Consider the following 14613-nt stretch of genomic DNA (forward strand, 5'->3'; position numbering starts at 1 on the left):
TTTAAATGAGAGGGCTCGCGCTTAGTATAAAGGAGCTTGGTTATTCTTGCTAATTTTCAGTAAGCTTGGTTGTAAAGATAAATAGAATTACAAACATTAGATTTGCAAAAAGGAAATAGGGGATGTGTTAGCTGCAGTTTTAGGCTGTTGTAAAACTTCACCTAAGGTATGCTCATCTAAACTTTGATAGAAACTTTCTAAAGCCTGATCAAGAATTCCTTTTAAACCACAATGCGAGCGTAAAACACAAGGAGGAGTATTGCATTCAACAATTTGATGATCACCTTGTAAAATTCGCACAATTGCGCCGAGCTTTAAATCTAAAGCTTTTGGATTTAAACGAATTCCACCGCCTTTACCTCGAATGGTAATAATCCACTCTTGTTTACCCATAAAATGGACAACCTTCACGAGATGATTTTGTGAAACATATAAATCTTGAGCGATTTCTGCAATTGTATACGGTGCATCACTTGGACGAGCGACATACATTAATATTCTTAAAGCATAATCGGTAAATTTATTAAGTTGCATGATCACCAAAACAAAAGGATAAGAGGTTGATCATCTTAGCCTGAAAGTCTAAAGAATAAAACTTTCAGGCTAAAGCTTTTTCAATTACAGCGTTAAAGGAGCTGAAACTTGTACTTGATCACCAACTCTATAGTGTTCAAGCAAAATGTTCGAAACTGAGAACTCTGTATGGTTTTCTTCAGGCTGAACATCAAAATGATAAGTATTATTTTCTTGAGCCTCTGTGAACTTAAATGCTTTAGGTTGTTCAAGCTGTTGGTCGGGAACTTGAACTTTTACAGAAATAAAGGCATTTGCTGGGCCAGTTAATACATCTTCATGGTCAGTTGCTTTTAAAGTGAAACGTTTGCCAGACTCAAGTGGATCAATTTGTGTGATTTCAAATGAACGCCAACCAGCCCATCCACCTTTTAAGCTCTCAAGTTGCGCATATTTTTGTTTTTCAACACCAATTAATATATCTGCTAACTGTAAATAAGCTTGTTTCCACGCTTCAATGAGTTCTGATTCAAAAGGAACATTTAAAACTTCACTAATTGAATGAAGCAAGTTATCGCCCACAATTGCATATTGATCTGGCTGAATGTCTAAACTCACGTGCTTCGTGGTAATGCGTTCAACTGCTTTGGCAAGTACTGTAGGATTCTCAATATTTTCAGCATATGCGAGTACTGCTGCTGCAAGAGCACGAGGTTGGCGTAGGCTGGTTTGATCATCAAGATTAAAAACATTTTTTAATTCTGGGTTGTTATTCAACATACGTTTATAAAAGTATGTGGTCAGAGTAACACCATGTTCGCGCAATACAGGTACAGTAGATTTAACGAGTTCAATTTGTTGTGGAGTCATGGCTAGACCTTAATTATCTGGCTATATAAGATGTATTTAAAATACATCTTTAAGAAAATTGTGGCAATAGCTTTTTTACAAAAACCTTAAAAAAAATAAGGGATATTACATCCCTTAATTTAATTAATTGATTTGATTATTTTTTATTTTCCAAATAATGAACCGAGTAATCCTCGTACTAATTTTTGTCCAGTACTACCCCCTAAACTTCGAGCGGCACTTTTTGCAAAAGTTCCAACAATATCTTGAGTCAATTTTGCTCGTTCTCTTGCTGCACGTTCTTCTTCTTTCTGCTGTTCACGTGCTAGACGTTCTTGTTCTTTAGCTTGCTGTTTCGCTAAAGCTTCTTGCTCTTTGGCAAGCTCCGCATCTTGTTTTTGTTGTTCACGCTCAGCGACTTTATTTTGGAGCATTTCATATGCACTCTCACGGTCTACGACTTGTTCATAGACGCCAGCAATAATACTTTGCTCAATTAAAGTTTTTCGTTCTTCAGGTGTGATAGGGCTAAAAGAAGAGTAAGGAGGCATAACCCAGCCACGTTCAACAATTTGTGGAGTACCTTGCTCATCTAGACAACTAATAAGTGCCTCACCCACGGCTAGCTGTGTAATTGCCTCATCCACTTTAAAATCAGGATTTGAACGGAATGTATCTGCAGCAGTTTTTACTGCTTTTTGATCTTTGGGGGTAAAGGCGCGTAGAGCATGTTGCACACGGTTACCGAGCTGACCCAAAACACTTTCTGGTAAATCAAGTGGGTTTTGAGTGATAAAGTAAATACCGACGCCTTTAGAACGAATTAAACGTACAACTTGTTCAATTTTTTGTTGTAAAGCTTGACTGGCGTTGTCGAATAACAAGTGAGCTTCATCAAAGAAAAACACGAGTTTTGGTTTATCCATATCACCAACTTCAGGAAGTTGTTCAAATAATTCAGAAAGCATCCATAACAAGAAAGTGGCGTATAGCTTAGGTGTATTCATGAGCTTGTCTGCAGCAAGAATATTGATATAGCCACGACCATTAGCATCAGTTTGTATAAAGTCTAGAATATTTAAAGCTGGCTCTCCAAAGAACTGGTCTCCACCTTGGTCGGCAAGAGCGAGCAAATTACGCTGAATTGCTCCTAAACTAGCTGGAGATAGATTGCCGTACTCGGCTTTAAATTCTGCCGCATGTTCACTCACAAAGGTGATCATAGCTTTCAGATCTTTAAAGTCGACTAACAGTAATCCTTGATCATCTGCAATGCGGAATACAGCAGATAAAACACCTTCTTGAGTATCATTTAGGTTAAGTATGCGTGCTAATAAAATTGGTCCAATCTCAGAAATAGTGGTCCGAATAGGATGGCCTTGTTGCCCAAATAGATCCCAAAAAATAACGGGATTAGCCGCAAATGGAACACTATCAATTTGTAGAAGCTTTAAGCGTTCATTAAATTTATCCGAGGCCTCGCCAGCTTTTGCAAGACTTGAAACATCACCCTTTGCGTCAGCAAGAAAGACGGGAACACCGATTCGAGAAAAACTTTCTGCAAGAACTTTTAGGGTGACAGTTTTACCTGTACCCGTAGCACCTGCAATCAGGCCATGTCGGTTGGCAAATTGAGAAAGCAAAACAATTTCTTTTGATGTGTCATTAATGTTTTTTGCAATAACAATCGGTGTACCCATATATTTTTATCCCTTGGAGCGAGCCACTATTGATGTTGTCGTTTTACAAATGTTTTAGTGCATTTTCGATATCTTGAATTAAATCTTGAGGATCTTCTAGCCCTATACACAAACGAACCAATAAACCTTGTTGTAAATGTGTATTCTCAAGTTTCCTGATCATTTTTAAATCATAAAGCATAACCAGACTAACCGGTCCGCCCCAGCTAAAGCCAAGTTTAAATAACTTAAGAGCGTCACAAAAACGGCGTACTGCTGAAATATCATAGTCAGGTTTAAATATGACACTGACTAATCCTGCACTCTTACCTGTAGTGCAAATCTCTTGCCAATATTGATGACCTGGAGAGGCTTTATCGCTTGGATGTAGAACTTGTGCAAATTGAGGCTGTTGCTTTAACCATTCCAATAAGGTTTTTGCATTATCTGATTGCTGTTTATACCGTAGTGACATATGTGCGAGGCTGCGCTGAACTTGTGCTGCATCATCTCCTGAGATAGCAATACCTAGAATGGCATGTGTACGGAACAGGCGGTGATACAGTTTTTTATCACGTGCTACAACACTTCCCATTAAAATATCACCACCACCACTTGGATATTTTGTTAGCGCATGTACGGTTAGATCTACCGACAAGTGCTCATCAGAGAAATCAAAAGCATTAAATGCAAGTCCAGCGCCCCAAGTATTATCTAAAGCAGTTACAACTCCATGTGACTTGGCTTTTTTAACAAGTTCTTTAAGATCGGGAAATTCAAGAGTCACTGAACCTGCTGCTTCTATCCATAAGAGCTTGGTTTTTTCAGTCGGCTTAAAACTTGATACATTAATTGAATTATAAATTTTGACACTAATACCGTATTGATCTTTTAAGTGGTTTAGATGCTCTAGATTTGGGCCATATATATTGTCCGGGACCCAAACTTCATCGCCTGTTGCTAAAAAAGCAGAGTTAACTAAGTTAATTGCAGATAAGCCGCTGGGTGCAAGTAAACAGTACAAGCCACCTTCAATTTGAGCAATATTGTCGCCTAAGGTAAATGTGGTTGGTGTACCGTGCGTTCCATAACTGTAATCATAAGGGTCGGTCCAGTGGCGGTCAAAAAGGTGCGTAGTTGATTTAAAAATAATAGTCGATGCACGAAATAAGGGAGGTTGCACAGTTTCAATAAATTGTGGTGCTTTTCGTGGTGCATGAATGAGTCGGGTTTGGAAATTGTTATGCTTTTTCATGGGGCGCTATGCTTTAAATAATAAGATTAGATTAAGAGAAAACTGATTTATTCGCCAGATTTTTGGTTAATTCTAAGATGTTTCGTTACTACTGTAACATTCACTAAAAACTTGGCTTTATTTTTGCAAAGATCAAACCAACATTCTAACAACAATAGGTTTAAGCGCATGAAGTCGCATTTACGTGTTCACTATTTTCAACATATTGCTGGCGAAGGTTTTGGAAGCTGCTATTCGTTTTTAAAAGCGCATCACGCCACTATTAGCTCTACAGAATTCTTTGCACTTCCCGTAGATCGGTCACTTGAAATAGAAGCTTTACCTCGGATTGAAGAAGTTGACTTACTACTAATTATGGGTGGGACCATGAGTGTAAATGACGAGGCAAACTATCCATGGCTTAAAATAGAAAAAAGATGGTTGCGTCGATATTTGGCAGCAGGGAAACCAGCAATAGGTCTTTGCTTGGGTGGGCAGCTAATTGCGAATGCATTGGGTGCAGCAGTAAGCCGTAATCGTTATCAAGAACTAGGATGGTCGACAGTTCAAAGAGTTGCAAACTTACCACAAGAAAGTTTTCCGCTACCTGAAGAAATCAATGTGATGCAGTGGCATAGTGAAACATTTGAAATACCTAAAGGAGCTATACGTTTGGCTGAGAGCATTGCTTGCCGTAATCAAATGTATCAGATTGGGAAAAATGTATTAGGTTTTCAATTTCATCCGGAAATGACACCAGCAGCTTTACAGCTTTTACTGGAAAATGAAGAAGAGCTATCTATTTTTGACGGAGAATATGTTCAATCTGCACATGAACTGCAATCTTCAGAAGCACAGAAATTTGAACAAGGTAATCAACTCTTAAATAAAGCAATTGAGTTTGTAATAAATGCATAGAATGAATTATTAATACGTAGCTAAAGTGGAATTTGAGCAAAAAATAGAAAAAGAGAATTGCATAAGACTTAAACAATCGTTATAATGAGCGACCCTCAAGAAGAGGGCATTTACTGCGAAGAAAGTAGTAAATGTGCATTACAGTCGTGGCATCGATCACGACCTTGGTGATTATCACTGCCTTTGACACTTACCAATAGGTGAGATGCGTCAAAGGTGATTCTTTATATATTTGGCTTGGAGTTTACTGGTATGTCTAACCAGAGAATTCGTATCCGTCTTAAGTCTTTTGATCATCGTCTGATTGATCAATCTGCTCAAGAGATCGTAGAAACCGCTAAGCGTACCGGCGCACAAGTTTGTGGTCCAATTCCGATGCCTACTCGCATCGAACGCTTCAACGTTCTTACTTCACCGCACGTTAACAAAGATGCGCGTGACCAGTACGAAATCCGCACCTACAAACGTTTGATCGACATCGTTCAACCTACAGATAAAACTGTTGATGCATTGATGAAGTTAGATCTTGCAGCTGGTGTTGATGTTCAGATCGCTTTGGGTTAAGGCTTTCGGTTAATTAACGATTAGTTAATTAGGCCGCTTTTTTAGAGGTTTATGCACATGGCTATTGGTTTAGTCGGTCGCAAATGTGGTATGACTCGCATCTTTACAGATGCTGGTGTTTCTGTACCTGTTACAGTCATCGAAGTCGATCCAAACCGCATTACGCAAATCAAAACACTTGAAACTGATGGTTATCAAGCTGTTCAAGTAACTACTGGTGAACGTCGCGAATCTCGCGTAACTAACGCTCAGAAAGGTCACTTCGCGAAAGCTGGTGTTGCTGCTGGTCGCTTGGTTAAAGAATTCCGTGTTACTGAAGCTGAGCTTGAAGGTCGTGAAGTTGGCGGTACTATTGGCGTTGATTTGTTCACAGTTGGTCAAATTGTTGACGTAACTGGTCAATCAAAAGGTAAAGGTTTCCAAGGTGGTGTTAAACGTTGGAACTTCCGTACCCAAGACGCTACTCACGGTAACTCAGTTTCTCACCGTGTATTAGGTTCTACAGGTCAAAACCAAACTCCTGGACGCGTGTTCAAAGGCAAAAAAATGGCTGGTCACTTAGGTGATGAACGCGTAACAGTACAAGGTCTTGAAATCGTATCTATTGACGCTGAACGTTCTGTTTTAGTTGTTAAAGGTGCAATTCCTGGTGCAACTGGCGGTGACGTAATTGTACGTCCTACCATCAAGGCCTGAGGGGAAATACCGTGAATTTGAAAACTGTTTCCGGCTCTGCTGTTGAATTGTCTGAAGTTGCTTTCGGACGTGAATTTAACGAGGCTCTTGTACACCAAGTTGTTACTGCTTATTTAGCAGGTGGTCGTCAAGGTACTCGTGCTCAAAAATCGCGTGCAGACGTTTCTGGCGGTGGTAAAAAACCATTCCGTCAAAAAGGTACTGGTCGTGCTCGTGCGGGTTCTATTCGTAGCCCTATCTGGGTTGGTGGTGGTAAAACTTTTGCTGCTCGTCCACAAGATTGGTCTCAAAAAGTAAACCGTAAGATGTACCGCGGTGCAATGCAATGTATCTTAGCTGAACTTGTTCGCCAAGATCGCCTTGTATTAGTTGAAGAGTTTGCTGTTGCAGCTCCAAAAACTAAAGAATTGCTTGCAAAACTTAACGACTTAAATGCTGCTCGTGCATTAATCGTTACTGACGCTGTAGATGAGAACTTATATCTTGCAGCACGTAACCTTCCACATGTAGATGTGGTAGATGCAACTGCAATCGATCCTGTAAGCTTGATCGCGTTTGATAAAGTTGTGATGTCTGTAGCTGCTGCTAAGAAAATTGAGGTAGAACTCGGATGAACAACGAACGTATCTATCAAGTCCTTAAAGGACCAGTCTTCTCAGAAAAGGCACAAGTTTTAGGTGATACTGTTGGTGTTCAAGTATTTAAAGTAGACATCAATGCTACTAAACTTGAAATCAAAAAAGCAGTTGAAAAACTTTTTGGTGTAGAAGTTGTTAAAGTTAACACAACTATTACTAAAGGTAAGACTAAGCGCTTTGGTCGTACATTAGGACGTCGTTCTGATGTTAAAAAAGCATACGTCACCCTGAAAGCCGGCCAAGATGTTGAAATGGCTGACTTGGGCGATACCGCTGAAAGCGCAGCGGAATAAGGACGAAAATTATGCCGATTCAAAAATGTAAGCCAACGTCTCCAGGACGTCGCTTTGTAGAGAAAGTGGTTCATGACCATCTTCACAAAGGCGCTCCTTACGCACCGTTGGTTGAAGCTAAAAAACGTACTGGTGGTCGTAATAACAACGGTCACATTACTACTCGTCACGTTGGTGGTGGTCATAAACAACACTACCGTATCGTTGACTTCAAGCGTAACAAAGACAGCATCCCAGCTGTTGTAGAGCGTATTGAATACGATCCAAACCGTACAGCACATATTGCTTTATTGAAATATGCTGACGGTGAGCGTCGTTATATCATTGCACCTAAAGGTTTACGTGCTGGCGATAAAGTACAATCTGGTAACGATGCTCCAATTCGTCCAGGCAACTGCTTGCCACTTCGTAATATGCCGATCGGTTCTACACTTCATAACGTTGAACTTAAAATTGGTAAGGGTGCACAATTAGCGCGTTCTGCTGGTGCTTCTGTTCAGTTGTTGGGTCGTGATGGTTCTTACGCGATTATTCGTCTTCGTTCAGGCGAAATGCGTAAAGTGCATGTTGAATGCCGCGCTGTAATTGGTGAAGTTTCTAACCAAGAAAACAACCTTCGTTCATTGGGTAAAGCTGGTGCTTCACGCTGGCGTGGTGTTCGTCCTACCGTACGTGGTATGGCGATGAACCCGATTGACCACCCACACGGTGGTGGTGAAGGGCGTAACAAAGGTATTCAACCTGTAAGCCCATGGGGTCAAAAAGCTAAAGGGTACAAGACACGTACCAATAAGCGTACGACTAAGATGATTATTCGCGACCGTCGCGTCAAGTAAAGGAATCTGACTAATGCCTCGTTCTCTGAAAAAAGGCCCATTCGTCGATGCGCACTTGTTCGCTAAGGTTGAAGCGGCTGTTGCTAGTAACTCTCGCAAGCCGATCAAAACTTGGTCTCGTCGTTCGATGATCCTTCCAGATTTTGTTGGTTTAACAATCTCTGTTCATAATGGTCGTAATCACGTTCCAGTAATTGTTACTGAGCATATGGTTGGTCATAAACTCGGTGAATTCGCGCCAACTCGTACCTATCGTGGTCACGGTGTTGACAAGAAATCTAAACGTTAATAGGTGTCATGATGGAAGTAACTGCTAAATTACGCGGTGCCGCTATCTCGGCACAAAAAGCACGTTTGGTTGCAGATCTTATTCGCGGCAAATCTGTTGCGCATGCTTTAAACATCTTAAACTTCAGCAATAAAAAAGCTGCTGTTTTGGTAAAAAAAGCATTGGAATCTGCGATTGCAAACGCTGAACACAATAACAGTTTAGATGTTGACGATCTTAAAGTTTCTACGATTTACGTTGATGAAGGCATGAGCCTTAAACGTATTATGCCACGTGCTAAAGGCCGTGCAGATCGTATTACTAAGCGTACTTGTCACATCACCGTTAAGGTAGGGGTTTGATATGGGTCAGAAGGTTCATCCAATCGGTATCCGCCTAGGTGTTGTGAAACGTCATAACGCTAACTGGTATGCGAATCCGAAACAATACGCTGAATACTTGCTTAAAGATCTTCAAGTTCGTGAGTTTTTAACTAAAAAACTTAAGAATGCGATGGTAAGCAATATTCTTATCGAACGTCCATCAGGCGCTGCTAAAGTAACTATTAGCACAGCTCGTCCTGGTATCGTAATCGGTAAAAAAGGCGAAGATATTGAGAAATTACAGCGCGAACTTACCAGCATCATGGGTGTTCCAGCGCAAGTAAGTATCAACGAAATTGATCGCCCAGACTTAGATGCGCGTTTAGTTGCTGAAGCAATTGCTTCTCAATTAGAAAAGCGTGTTATGTTCCGTCGTGCTATGAAGCGTGCGGTTCAAAACACTATGCGTGCTGGTGCTAAAGGTATCAAAGTTGAAGTGTCTGGCCGTTTAGGTGGTGCAGAGATTGCTCGTACAGAATGGTATCGTGAAGGTCGTGTACCTTTGCATACATTACGTGCAGACATTGACTATGCAACTATGCGTGCAGAAACAACTTACGGTACGATTGGTGTTAAAGTTTGGATTTTCCGTGGCGAGATCTTAGGTGGCATGAAACAAGTCATGAACCCTGCTCCTGCTGAAGATCGTCCAGCTAAACGTGGTCGTGGTCGTGGTGAAGGTCAAGAGCGTCGTGGTCGTCGCGGTGACCGTGCTGCTGACAAGGGAGAATAATCCATGTTGCAACCTAAACGTACCAAATTCCGTAAAGTGCACAAAGGCCGTAACACTGGTCTAGCGCATCGTGGTAGTACAGTATCATTTGGTTCGATTGCAATTAAAGCAACTGAACGTGGTCGTATGACTGCGCGTCAGATTGAAGCTGCACGTCGTACTATTAGCCGCCGTATTAAGCGTGGTGGTAAAATCTTTATTCGCGTATTCCCGGATAAACCAATTACTCAAAAGCCTCTTGAAGTGCGTATGGGTAAAGGTAAGGGTAGCGTGGAATACTGGGTTTGCCAGATCCAACCAGGTAAGATCCTGTACGAAATTGAAGGTGTGAACGAAGAATTAGCGCGTGAAGCATTTGCTTTAGCTGCTGCTAAACTTCCGTTTAAAACCACTATCGTGACTCGGACGGTAATGTAATGAAAACTAAAGATCTACGTGAAAAATCGGTAGAAGAGTTGAAAGCTTTGCTTGATGAGCAGCAGCTTAACCAATTCCGTCTTCGTATGGCGAAAGCAACTGGTCAGTTGGGTAAATCGCACGAAGTGCAAGTTGCTCGTAAGACAATTGCTCGTATTAAGACACTCCTTACCGAAAAACAGGGGAACGGACAATGAGTGAAAAAACAGTCCGCACGTTAACCGGCAAAGTCGTAAGTGACAAAATGGATAAATCTATTGTTGTTCTTATTGAACGCCGCGTTCAACACCCGTTGTATGGCAAGTCAATTCGCCGTTCAACTAAGTTACACGCTCATGATGAGAACAACGTTGCTAAAATTGGTGATGTTGTAACCATTAAAGAAAGCCGCCCAATTTCTAAAACTAAAGCTTGGACTTTAGTGGAAGTAGTTGAAGCAGCTGCTGAGTAATTCGACGTTCTTGTTGCATCATCGGTCAATTTCGAGTACTCTTTGAGCCTTTCGAAATTGTGACCGGTGATGCTCGGTTTTGGAGTAGGGCAATGATTCAAACCGAAACTATGCTCGACGTAGCAGACAACAGTGGTGCTCGCCGCGTACAATGTATTAAAGTACTTGGTGGTTCACATCGTCGTTATGCTTCTGTTGGCGACATTATTAAAGTTACTGTAAAAGAAGCAATCCCACGCGCACGTGTTAAAAAAGGTGACGTGATGAATGCGGTTGTAGTTCGTACTAAATTCGGCATTCGTCGTCCAGATGGTTCTGTGATCCGTTTTGATGATAATGCTGCAGTTATTTTGAACAACAACAAAGCTCCGATTGCTACTCGTATCTTCGGACCAGTGACTCGTGAACTTCGTACTGAACAGTTCATGAAAATCATTTCATTGGCTCCTGAAGTTCTATAAGAGGCAATCATGGCTAAGATTAAAAAAGGCGATCAAGTTATCGTGATCGCAGGTAAAGAAAAAGGCAAACAGGGTACTGTGTTGTCTGTTTCTGAAGACCGCGTTAAGGTTGAAGGCCTTAACTTAGTGAAGAAGCATCAAAAGCCTAACCGTGTAACTGGCGCTGAAGGCGGTGTAGTTACTCAAGAAGCTTCGCTTCATATTTCAAACGTGGCAATTTTAAATGCTACAACCCAGAAGGCTGACCGTGTTGGTTACCAAGTGATTGATGGCGTGAAAACTCGCGTTTATAAATCAAATGGTGAATCAGTGGCGGTAGCGAAGTAATAGGTTGAAAAGGCAATGGCCAGACTTAAAGCACGTTACAACGATGAACTTAAAGCAAAGTTAAAAGAAGAACTTGGCATTAAGAACGTGATGGAAATTCCACGCATCACAAAAATTACCCTAAACATGGGTGTAGGCGCAGCTGCAACTGATAAGAAATTATTAGATGGCGCTGTAGTCGACATGCAATTAATTGCTGGTCAAAAACCAGTAATTACACTTGCTCGTAAATCTATCGCAGGTTTCAAAATCCGTGATGGTTGGCCAATTGGTTGTAAAGTTACTTTACGTGGCGACCAAATGTACGAATTCTTGGACCGTTTGATCTCTATCGCAATCCCTCGTATCCGTGACTTCCGTGGTTTCTCTTCGAAATCATTTGATGGTCGTGGTAACTACTCAATGGGTTTGAAAGAGCAAATCGTTTTCCCTGAAATCGATTTCGATAAGATTGATCGTATTCGTGGTATGGATATTACCATTACTACGACTGCTCGCACCGATGACGAAGGCCGTGCGCTTATGCGTGCATTCGGCTTCCCGTTCAAATAAGAGGTCGATATGGCTAAGAAAGGTATGATTAATCGCGAATTGAAACGCGAAAAAACAGTTGCTAAATACGCTGCAAAACGTGCTGAATTAAAAGCTACAATTGCAAACGTAAACGCAAGTGAAGAAGAGCGTTTCGAAGCGATGTTAAAGTTACAAGCATTGCCACGTAATGCATCTCCGGTACGTCTTCGTAACCGTTGTGGTTTAACTGGTCGTCCTCATGGTTACTTCCGTAAGTTCGGTTTAAGCCGTAACAAATTACGTGACACAGTAATGCAGGGTGATGTACCAGGCGTTGTTAAGGCAAGCTGGTAAGGAGCGACTAAATGAGTATGCAAGATACCGTTGCCGACATGCTAACACGTGTTCGTAACGCACAAATGGCTAAGAAACAAACTGTTTCTATGCCTTCTTCTAAGTTGAAAGTTGCAATTGCAAACGTACTTCAACAAGAAGGTTATATTTCAAATGTAGAAGTTGCTCAAGAAGAGACAAAATCTACTTTGACAATTACTTTAAAATATTTCGAAGGCAAACCAGTTATCGAAATGGTTAAGCGCGTAAGCCGTCCAGGTCTTCGCCAATACCGTGGTAAAGATAAACTTCCAAGCGTTAAGCAAGGTTTAGGTATTGCAATTGTTTCTACAAGCAAAGGCATCATGACTGATCGCGCTGCACGTGCTGCAGGCGTTGGTGGTGAAGTTATTGCTTTTGTTTCTTAATAGGTGATTCCTCATGTCTCGTGTGGCTAAAGCCCCAGTAACTGTACCTAATGGTGTAGCAGTTACTCAGAACGGCCGGCAGGTCGAAGTGAAAGGCAGCAAAGGTACATTGTCTTTCAACCTGCATGCGCTGGTCGAGCTAAAACAGGAAGAAGGTAAACTTCAACTTGCTCCAGTTAAAGAATCGAAAGATGCTTGGATGCAAGCTGGTACTGCTCGCGCTGTATTGAACAACCTTGTAAAAGGTGTTAGCGAAGGCTTCGAACGTAAGTTACAGCTAGTTGGTGTTGGTTATAAAGCTGCGGTTAAAGGTACTGTTGTAAACCTTAACCTTGGTTATTCACACCCAATTGACTACGCTTTACCAGAAGGTGTAACAGCGGAAACTCCAACTGCAACTGAAATCATTTTGAAATCAGCAAACAAGCAGTTGTTAGGTCAAGTAGCGGCAGAAATCCGTGCGTACCGTGCTCCTGAACCATATAAAGGTAAAGGTGTTCGTTATTCGGATGAAGTCATTCTTCGTAAAGAAGCTAAGAAGAAATAAGGCGCGAGGTTCTTATGAACGAAAAGAAACAATCCCGTTTGCGTCGTGCGAAAAGCACACGCTTGCACATTCGTGCATTGGGTGCGACTCGTTTGTGTGTAAACCGCACTCCGCGTCACATCTATGCTCAAGTTATTTCAGCAGATGGTGGCAAAGTTTTAGCGCAAGCTTCAACTTTGGATGCATCTTTACGTAGCGGTACTACAGGTAATGTAGATGCAGCTACTAAAGTAGGTGCTTTAATCGCAGAACGCGCGAAAGCAGCTGGTGTAACTAAAGTTGCATTTGACCGTTCTGGTTTTAAATATCATGGTCGTATCAAAGCCTTGGCTGATGCTGCTCGTGAAAACGGCTTGGAGTTCTAATCATGGCTAAAGTTGAACAAAACGAAGGTCTTGTTGAAAAGCTGGTTGCCGTTGATCGTGTAGCCAAAGTTGTTAAGGGCGGTCGTATCTTCTCTTTCACAGCATTAACTGTTGTGGGTGATGGTAATGGTCGTGTTGGTTTTGGTCGTGGTAAAGCACGTGAAGTTCCTGCTGCTATTTCTAAAGCACTTGAAGCTGCTCGTCGCAACATGATCACTGTAGACCTTGCTGGTACTACTTTACAACACCCTGTGAATGCTCGTCATGGTGCAAGCCGTGTATACATGCAACCTGCTTCAGAAGGTACTGGCGTAATCGCTGGTGGTGCAATGCGTGCCGTTCTTGAAGCTGCAGGTGTACATAACGTACTTGCTAAATGTTATGGTTCTACAAATGCTGCTAACGTAGTAAACGCAACTTTTAAAGGTTTGCGTGATATGACTTCTCCTGAGAAAGTCGCTGCGAAACGTGGTAAATCAGTAGAAGAAATTCAAGGGTAATCAATCATGAAAACGATTAAAGTTACCCAGACTAAATCTTCTTCACATCGCTTGAAAAATCACAAGCTTTGCTTACAAGGTTTAGGTCTGCGTCGTATTGGTCATACTGTAGAAGTGCAAGATACGCCTTCTAACCGTGGTATGATCAACAAAGTCTACTATATGGTTAGTGTAGAGGAATAAGCCATGACTCTGCGTTTAAATGAGCTTGCACCTGCAGAAGGTGCAAAACGTGAACACCGTCGTTTAGGCCGTGGTATCGGTTCTGGCGTTGGTAAGACTGGTGGCCGTGGTGTCAAAGGTCAAAAATCACGTAAAAGTGGTGGCGTTCGTCCAGGTTTCGAAGGCGGTCAAACAGCGATTTATCGTCGTTTACCTAAATTCGGTTTCACTAGCCAAATCGCTTTAAAAACTGCTGAAGTACGTTTGTCTGAGTTAACTAAAGTGGAAGGCGACATTGTTAGCCTTGAAACTTTAAAAGCTGCGAATGTTGTTCGTCGCGATCAAATTCGTGCTCGTATCGTGCTTTCTGGTGAAATCACTCGTGCATTCACTGTTCAAGGTGTTGCATTGACTAAAGGCGCTAAAGCTGCAATTGAAGCAGCTGGCGGTAAAGTCGAGGAGTAATCTCGAGTGTCTATGTCTCCTAGTTCTTCAGGTCATGTCA

25 protein-coding genes and 1 pseudogene are annotated in these 14613 nt (G+C 41.7%); 22 read left to right on the plus strand and 4 right to left on the minus strand.

All coding sequences use genetic code 11. From position 1 onward, the window contains the following. Positions 1-96: 96 nt before the first annotated feature. The 4 genes from F984_RS20330 to F984_RS20345 form a co-directional block, all read right to left on the minus strand. Entirely contained in the window at positions 97-534 is a 438-nt protein-coding gene (locus F984_RS20330; protein ID WP_004711800.1) for an RrF2 family transcriptional regulator, read from the minus strand. A gap of 84 nt (positions 535-618) precedes the next feature. Continuing rightward, positions 619-1383, minus strand: coding sequence for a globin domain-containing protein (locus tag F984_RS20335; RefSeq protein WP_004711803.1), 765 nt, complete (start codon positions 1381-1383; stop codon positions 619-621). 143 nt (positions 1384-1526) lie between these two features. Beyond that, the gene (locus F984_RS20340) at positions 1527-3062 is read right to left on the minus strand and encodes a helicase HerA-like domain-containing protein (RefSeq protein WP_004711804.1); all 1536 of its coding nucleotides are present in this window, start codon (positions 3060-3062) and stop codon (positions 1527-1529) included. A gap of 43 nt (positions 3063-3105) precedes the next feature. Continuing rightward, a complete protein-coding gene (locus F984_RS20345) occupies positions 3106-4296 on the minus strand; it encodes a PLP-dependent transferase (RefSeq protein WP_004711807.1) in 1191 nt (396 codons plus the stop codon). A gap of 168 nt (positions 4297-4464) precedes the next feature. On the opposite strand from F984_RS20345, the gene F984_RS20350 reads away from it, so the two are divergent. The 22 genes and pseudogenes from F984_RS20350 (at position 4465) to rplO (ending at position 14573) form a co-directional block, all read left to right on the plus strand. Then, positions 4465-5193, plus strand: coding sequence for a type 1 glutamine amidotransferase (locus tag F984_RS20350; RefSeq protein ID WP_004711809.1), 729 nt, complete (start codon positions 4465-4467; stop codon positions 5191-5193). Positions 5194-5445: 252 nt separating this feature from the next. Continuing rightward, positions 5446-5757 carry a 30S ribosomal protein S10 gene (rpsJ, locus tag F984_RS20355; protein ID WP_000070912.1) on the plus strand — a complete coding sequence of 104 codons (312 nt, stop codon included), beginning with the start codon at positions 5446-5448 and terminating at the stop codon, positions 5755-5757. Positions 5758-5814: 57 nt separating this feature from the next. Then, positions 5815-6453 carry a 50S ribosomal protein L3 gene (rplC, locus tag F984_RS20360; protein ID WP_002049740.1) on the plus strand — a complete coding sequence of 213 codons (639 nt, stop codon included), beginning with the start codon at positions 5815-5817 and terminating at the stop codon, positions 6451-6453. A gap of 11 nt (positions 6454-6464) precedes the next feature. Then, positions 6465-7067, plus strand: a complete 603-nt coding sequence (gene rplD, locus F984_RS20365) for a 50S ribosomal protein L4 (protein ID WP_002049755.1) — start codon at positions 6465-6467, stop codon at positions 7065-7067. After that, positions 7064-7384, plus strand: a complete 321-nt coding sequence (rplW, locus tag F984_RS20370; RefSeq protein ID WP_002049693.1) for a 50S ribosomal protein L23 — start codon at positions 7064-7066, stop codon at positions 7382-7384. Before rplD ends, rplW begins: the two co-directional genes overlap by 4 nt. Before the next feature lie 11 nt (positions 7385-7395). After that, entirely contained in the window at positions 7396-8220 is an 825-nt protein-coding gene (gene rplB, locus F984_RS20375) for a 50S ribosomal protein L2 (RefSeq protein WP_002049686.1), read from the plus strand. A 13-nt stretch (positions 8221-8233) separates the two neighbouring features. After that, positions 8234-8509, plus strand: coding sequence for a 30S ribosomal protein S19 (rpsS, locus tag F984_RS20380; protein WP_001138119.1), 276 nt, complete (start codon positions 8234-8236; stop codon positions 8507-8509). A gap of 11 nt (positions 8510-8520) precedes the next feature. Next, the gene (gene rplV, locus F984_RS20385) at positions 8521-8850 is read left to right on the plus strand and encodes a 50S ribosomal protein L22 (protein ID WP_001982638.1); all 330 of its coding nucleotides are present in this window, start codon (positions 8521-8523) and stop codon (positions 8848-8850) included. Position 8851: 1 nt separating this feature from the next. Then, positions 8852-9668, plus strand: a pseudogene (gene rpsC / locus F984_RS20390) (30S ribosomal protein S3). After that, entirely contained in the window at positions 9608-10021 is a 414-nt protein-coding gene (gene rplP, locus F984_RS20395) for a 50S ribosomal protein L16 (RefSeq protein ID WP_002049688.1), read from the plus strand. Before rpsC ends, rplP begins: the two are co-directional and overlap by 61 nt. Continuing rightward, the gene (rpmC, locus tag F984_RS20400) at positions 10021-10218 is read left to right on the plus strand and encodes a 50S ribosomal protein L29 (RefSeq protein WP_000849928.1); all 198 of its coding nucleotides are present in this window, start codon (positions 10021-10023) and stop codon (positions 10216-10218) included. The genes rplP and rpmC overlap by 1 nt, the downstream gene beginning before the upstream one ends. Next, a complete protein-coding gene (rpsQ, locus tag F984_RS20405; RefSeq protein WP_001291845.1) occupies positions 10215-10472 on the plus strand; it encodes a 30S ribosomal protein S17 in 258 nt (85 codons plus the stop codon). The genes rpmC and rpsQ overlap by 4 nt, the downstream gene beginning before the upstream one ends. Before the next feature lie 92 nt (positions 10473-10564). Next, positions 10565-10933, plus strand: coding sequence for a 50S ribosomal protein L14 (gene rplN / locus F984_RS20410; RefSeq protein WP_001982634.1), 369 nt, complete (start codon positions 10565-10567; stop codon positions 10931-10933). A 9-nt stretch (positions 10934-10942) separates the two neighbouring features. Then, positions 10943-11260, plus strand: coding sequence for a 50S ribosomal protein L24 (gene rplX / locus F984_RS20415; protein WP_002049703.1), 318 nt, complete (start codon positions 10943-10945; stop codon positions 11258-11260). Positions 11261-11275: 15 nt separating this feature from the next. After that, positions 11276-11812 carry a 50S ribosomal protein L5 gene (gene rplE / locus F984_RS20420; protein WP_002049698.1) on the plus strand — a complete coding sequence of 179 codons (537 nt, stop codon included), beginning with the start codon at positions 11276-11278 and terminating at the stop codon, positions 11810-11812. Between the two features lie 9 nt (positions 11813-11821). Next, positions 11822-12127, plus strand: coding sequence for a 30S ribosomal protein S14 (rpsN, locus tag F984_RS20425; RefSeq protein ID WP_002049689.1), 306 nt, complete (start codon positions 11822-11824; stop codon positions 12125-12127). A gap of 11 nt (positions 12128-12138) precedes the next feature. Beyond that, positions 12139-12534 carry a 30S ribosomal protein S8 gene (gene rpsH / locus F984_RS20430; RefSeq protein WP_002049732.1) on the plus strand — a complete coding sequence of 132 codons (396 nt, stop codon included), beginning with the start codon at positions 12139-12141 and terminating at the stop codon, positions 12532-12534. Positions 12535-12547: 13 nt separating this feature from the next. Beyond that, entirely contained in the window at positions 12548-13081 is a 534-nt protein-coding gene (gene rplF, locus F984_RS20435) for a 50S ribosomal protein L6 (protein ID WP_002049709.1), read from the plus strand. A 14-nt stretch (positions 13082-13095) separates the two neighbouring features. Then, positions 13096-13446: a 50S ribosomal protein L18 gene (rplR, locus tag F984_RS20440; protein WP_002049741.1), complete on the plus strand. Its 351-nt coding sequence runs from the start codon at positions 13096-13098 to the stop codon at positions 13444-13446. 2 nt (positions 13447-13448) lie between these two features. Then, positions 13449-13946: a 30S ribosomal protein S5 gene (rpsE, locus tag F984_RS20445; protein WP_001141025.1), complete on the plus strand. Its 498-nt coding sequence runs from the start codon at positions 13449-13451 to the stop codon at positions 13944-13946. Positions 13947-13952: 6 nt separating this feature from the next. Next, entirely contained in the window at positions 13953-14129 is a 177-nt protein-coding gene (gene rpmD, locus F984_RS20450; RefSeq protein WP_000849088.1) for a 50S ribosomal protein L30, read from the plus strand. Positions 14130-14132: 3 nt separating this feature from the next. After that, positions 14133-14573, plus strand: coding sequence for a 50S ribosomal protein L15 (rplO, locus tag F984_RS20455; protein ID WP_002049750.1), 441 nt, complete (start codon positions 14133-14135; stop codon positions 14571-14573). Positions 14574-14613 lie beyond the last annotated feature (40 nt).

Source organism: Acinetobacter nosocomialis NIPH 2119 (genome assembly GCF_000368085.1).
In the GTDB taxonomy this organism is placed as follows: domain Bacteria; phylum Pseudomonadota; class Gammaproteobacteria; order Pseudomonadales; family Moraxellaceae; genus Acinetobacter; species Acinetobacter nosocomialis.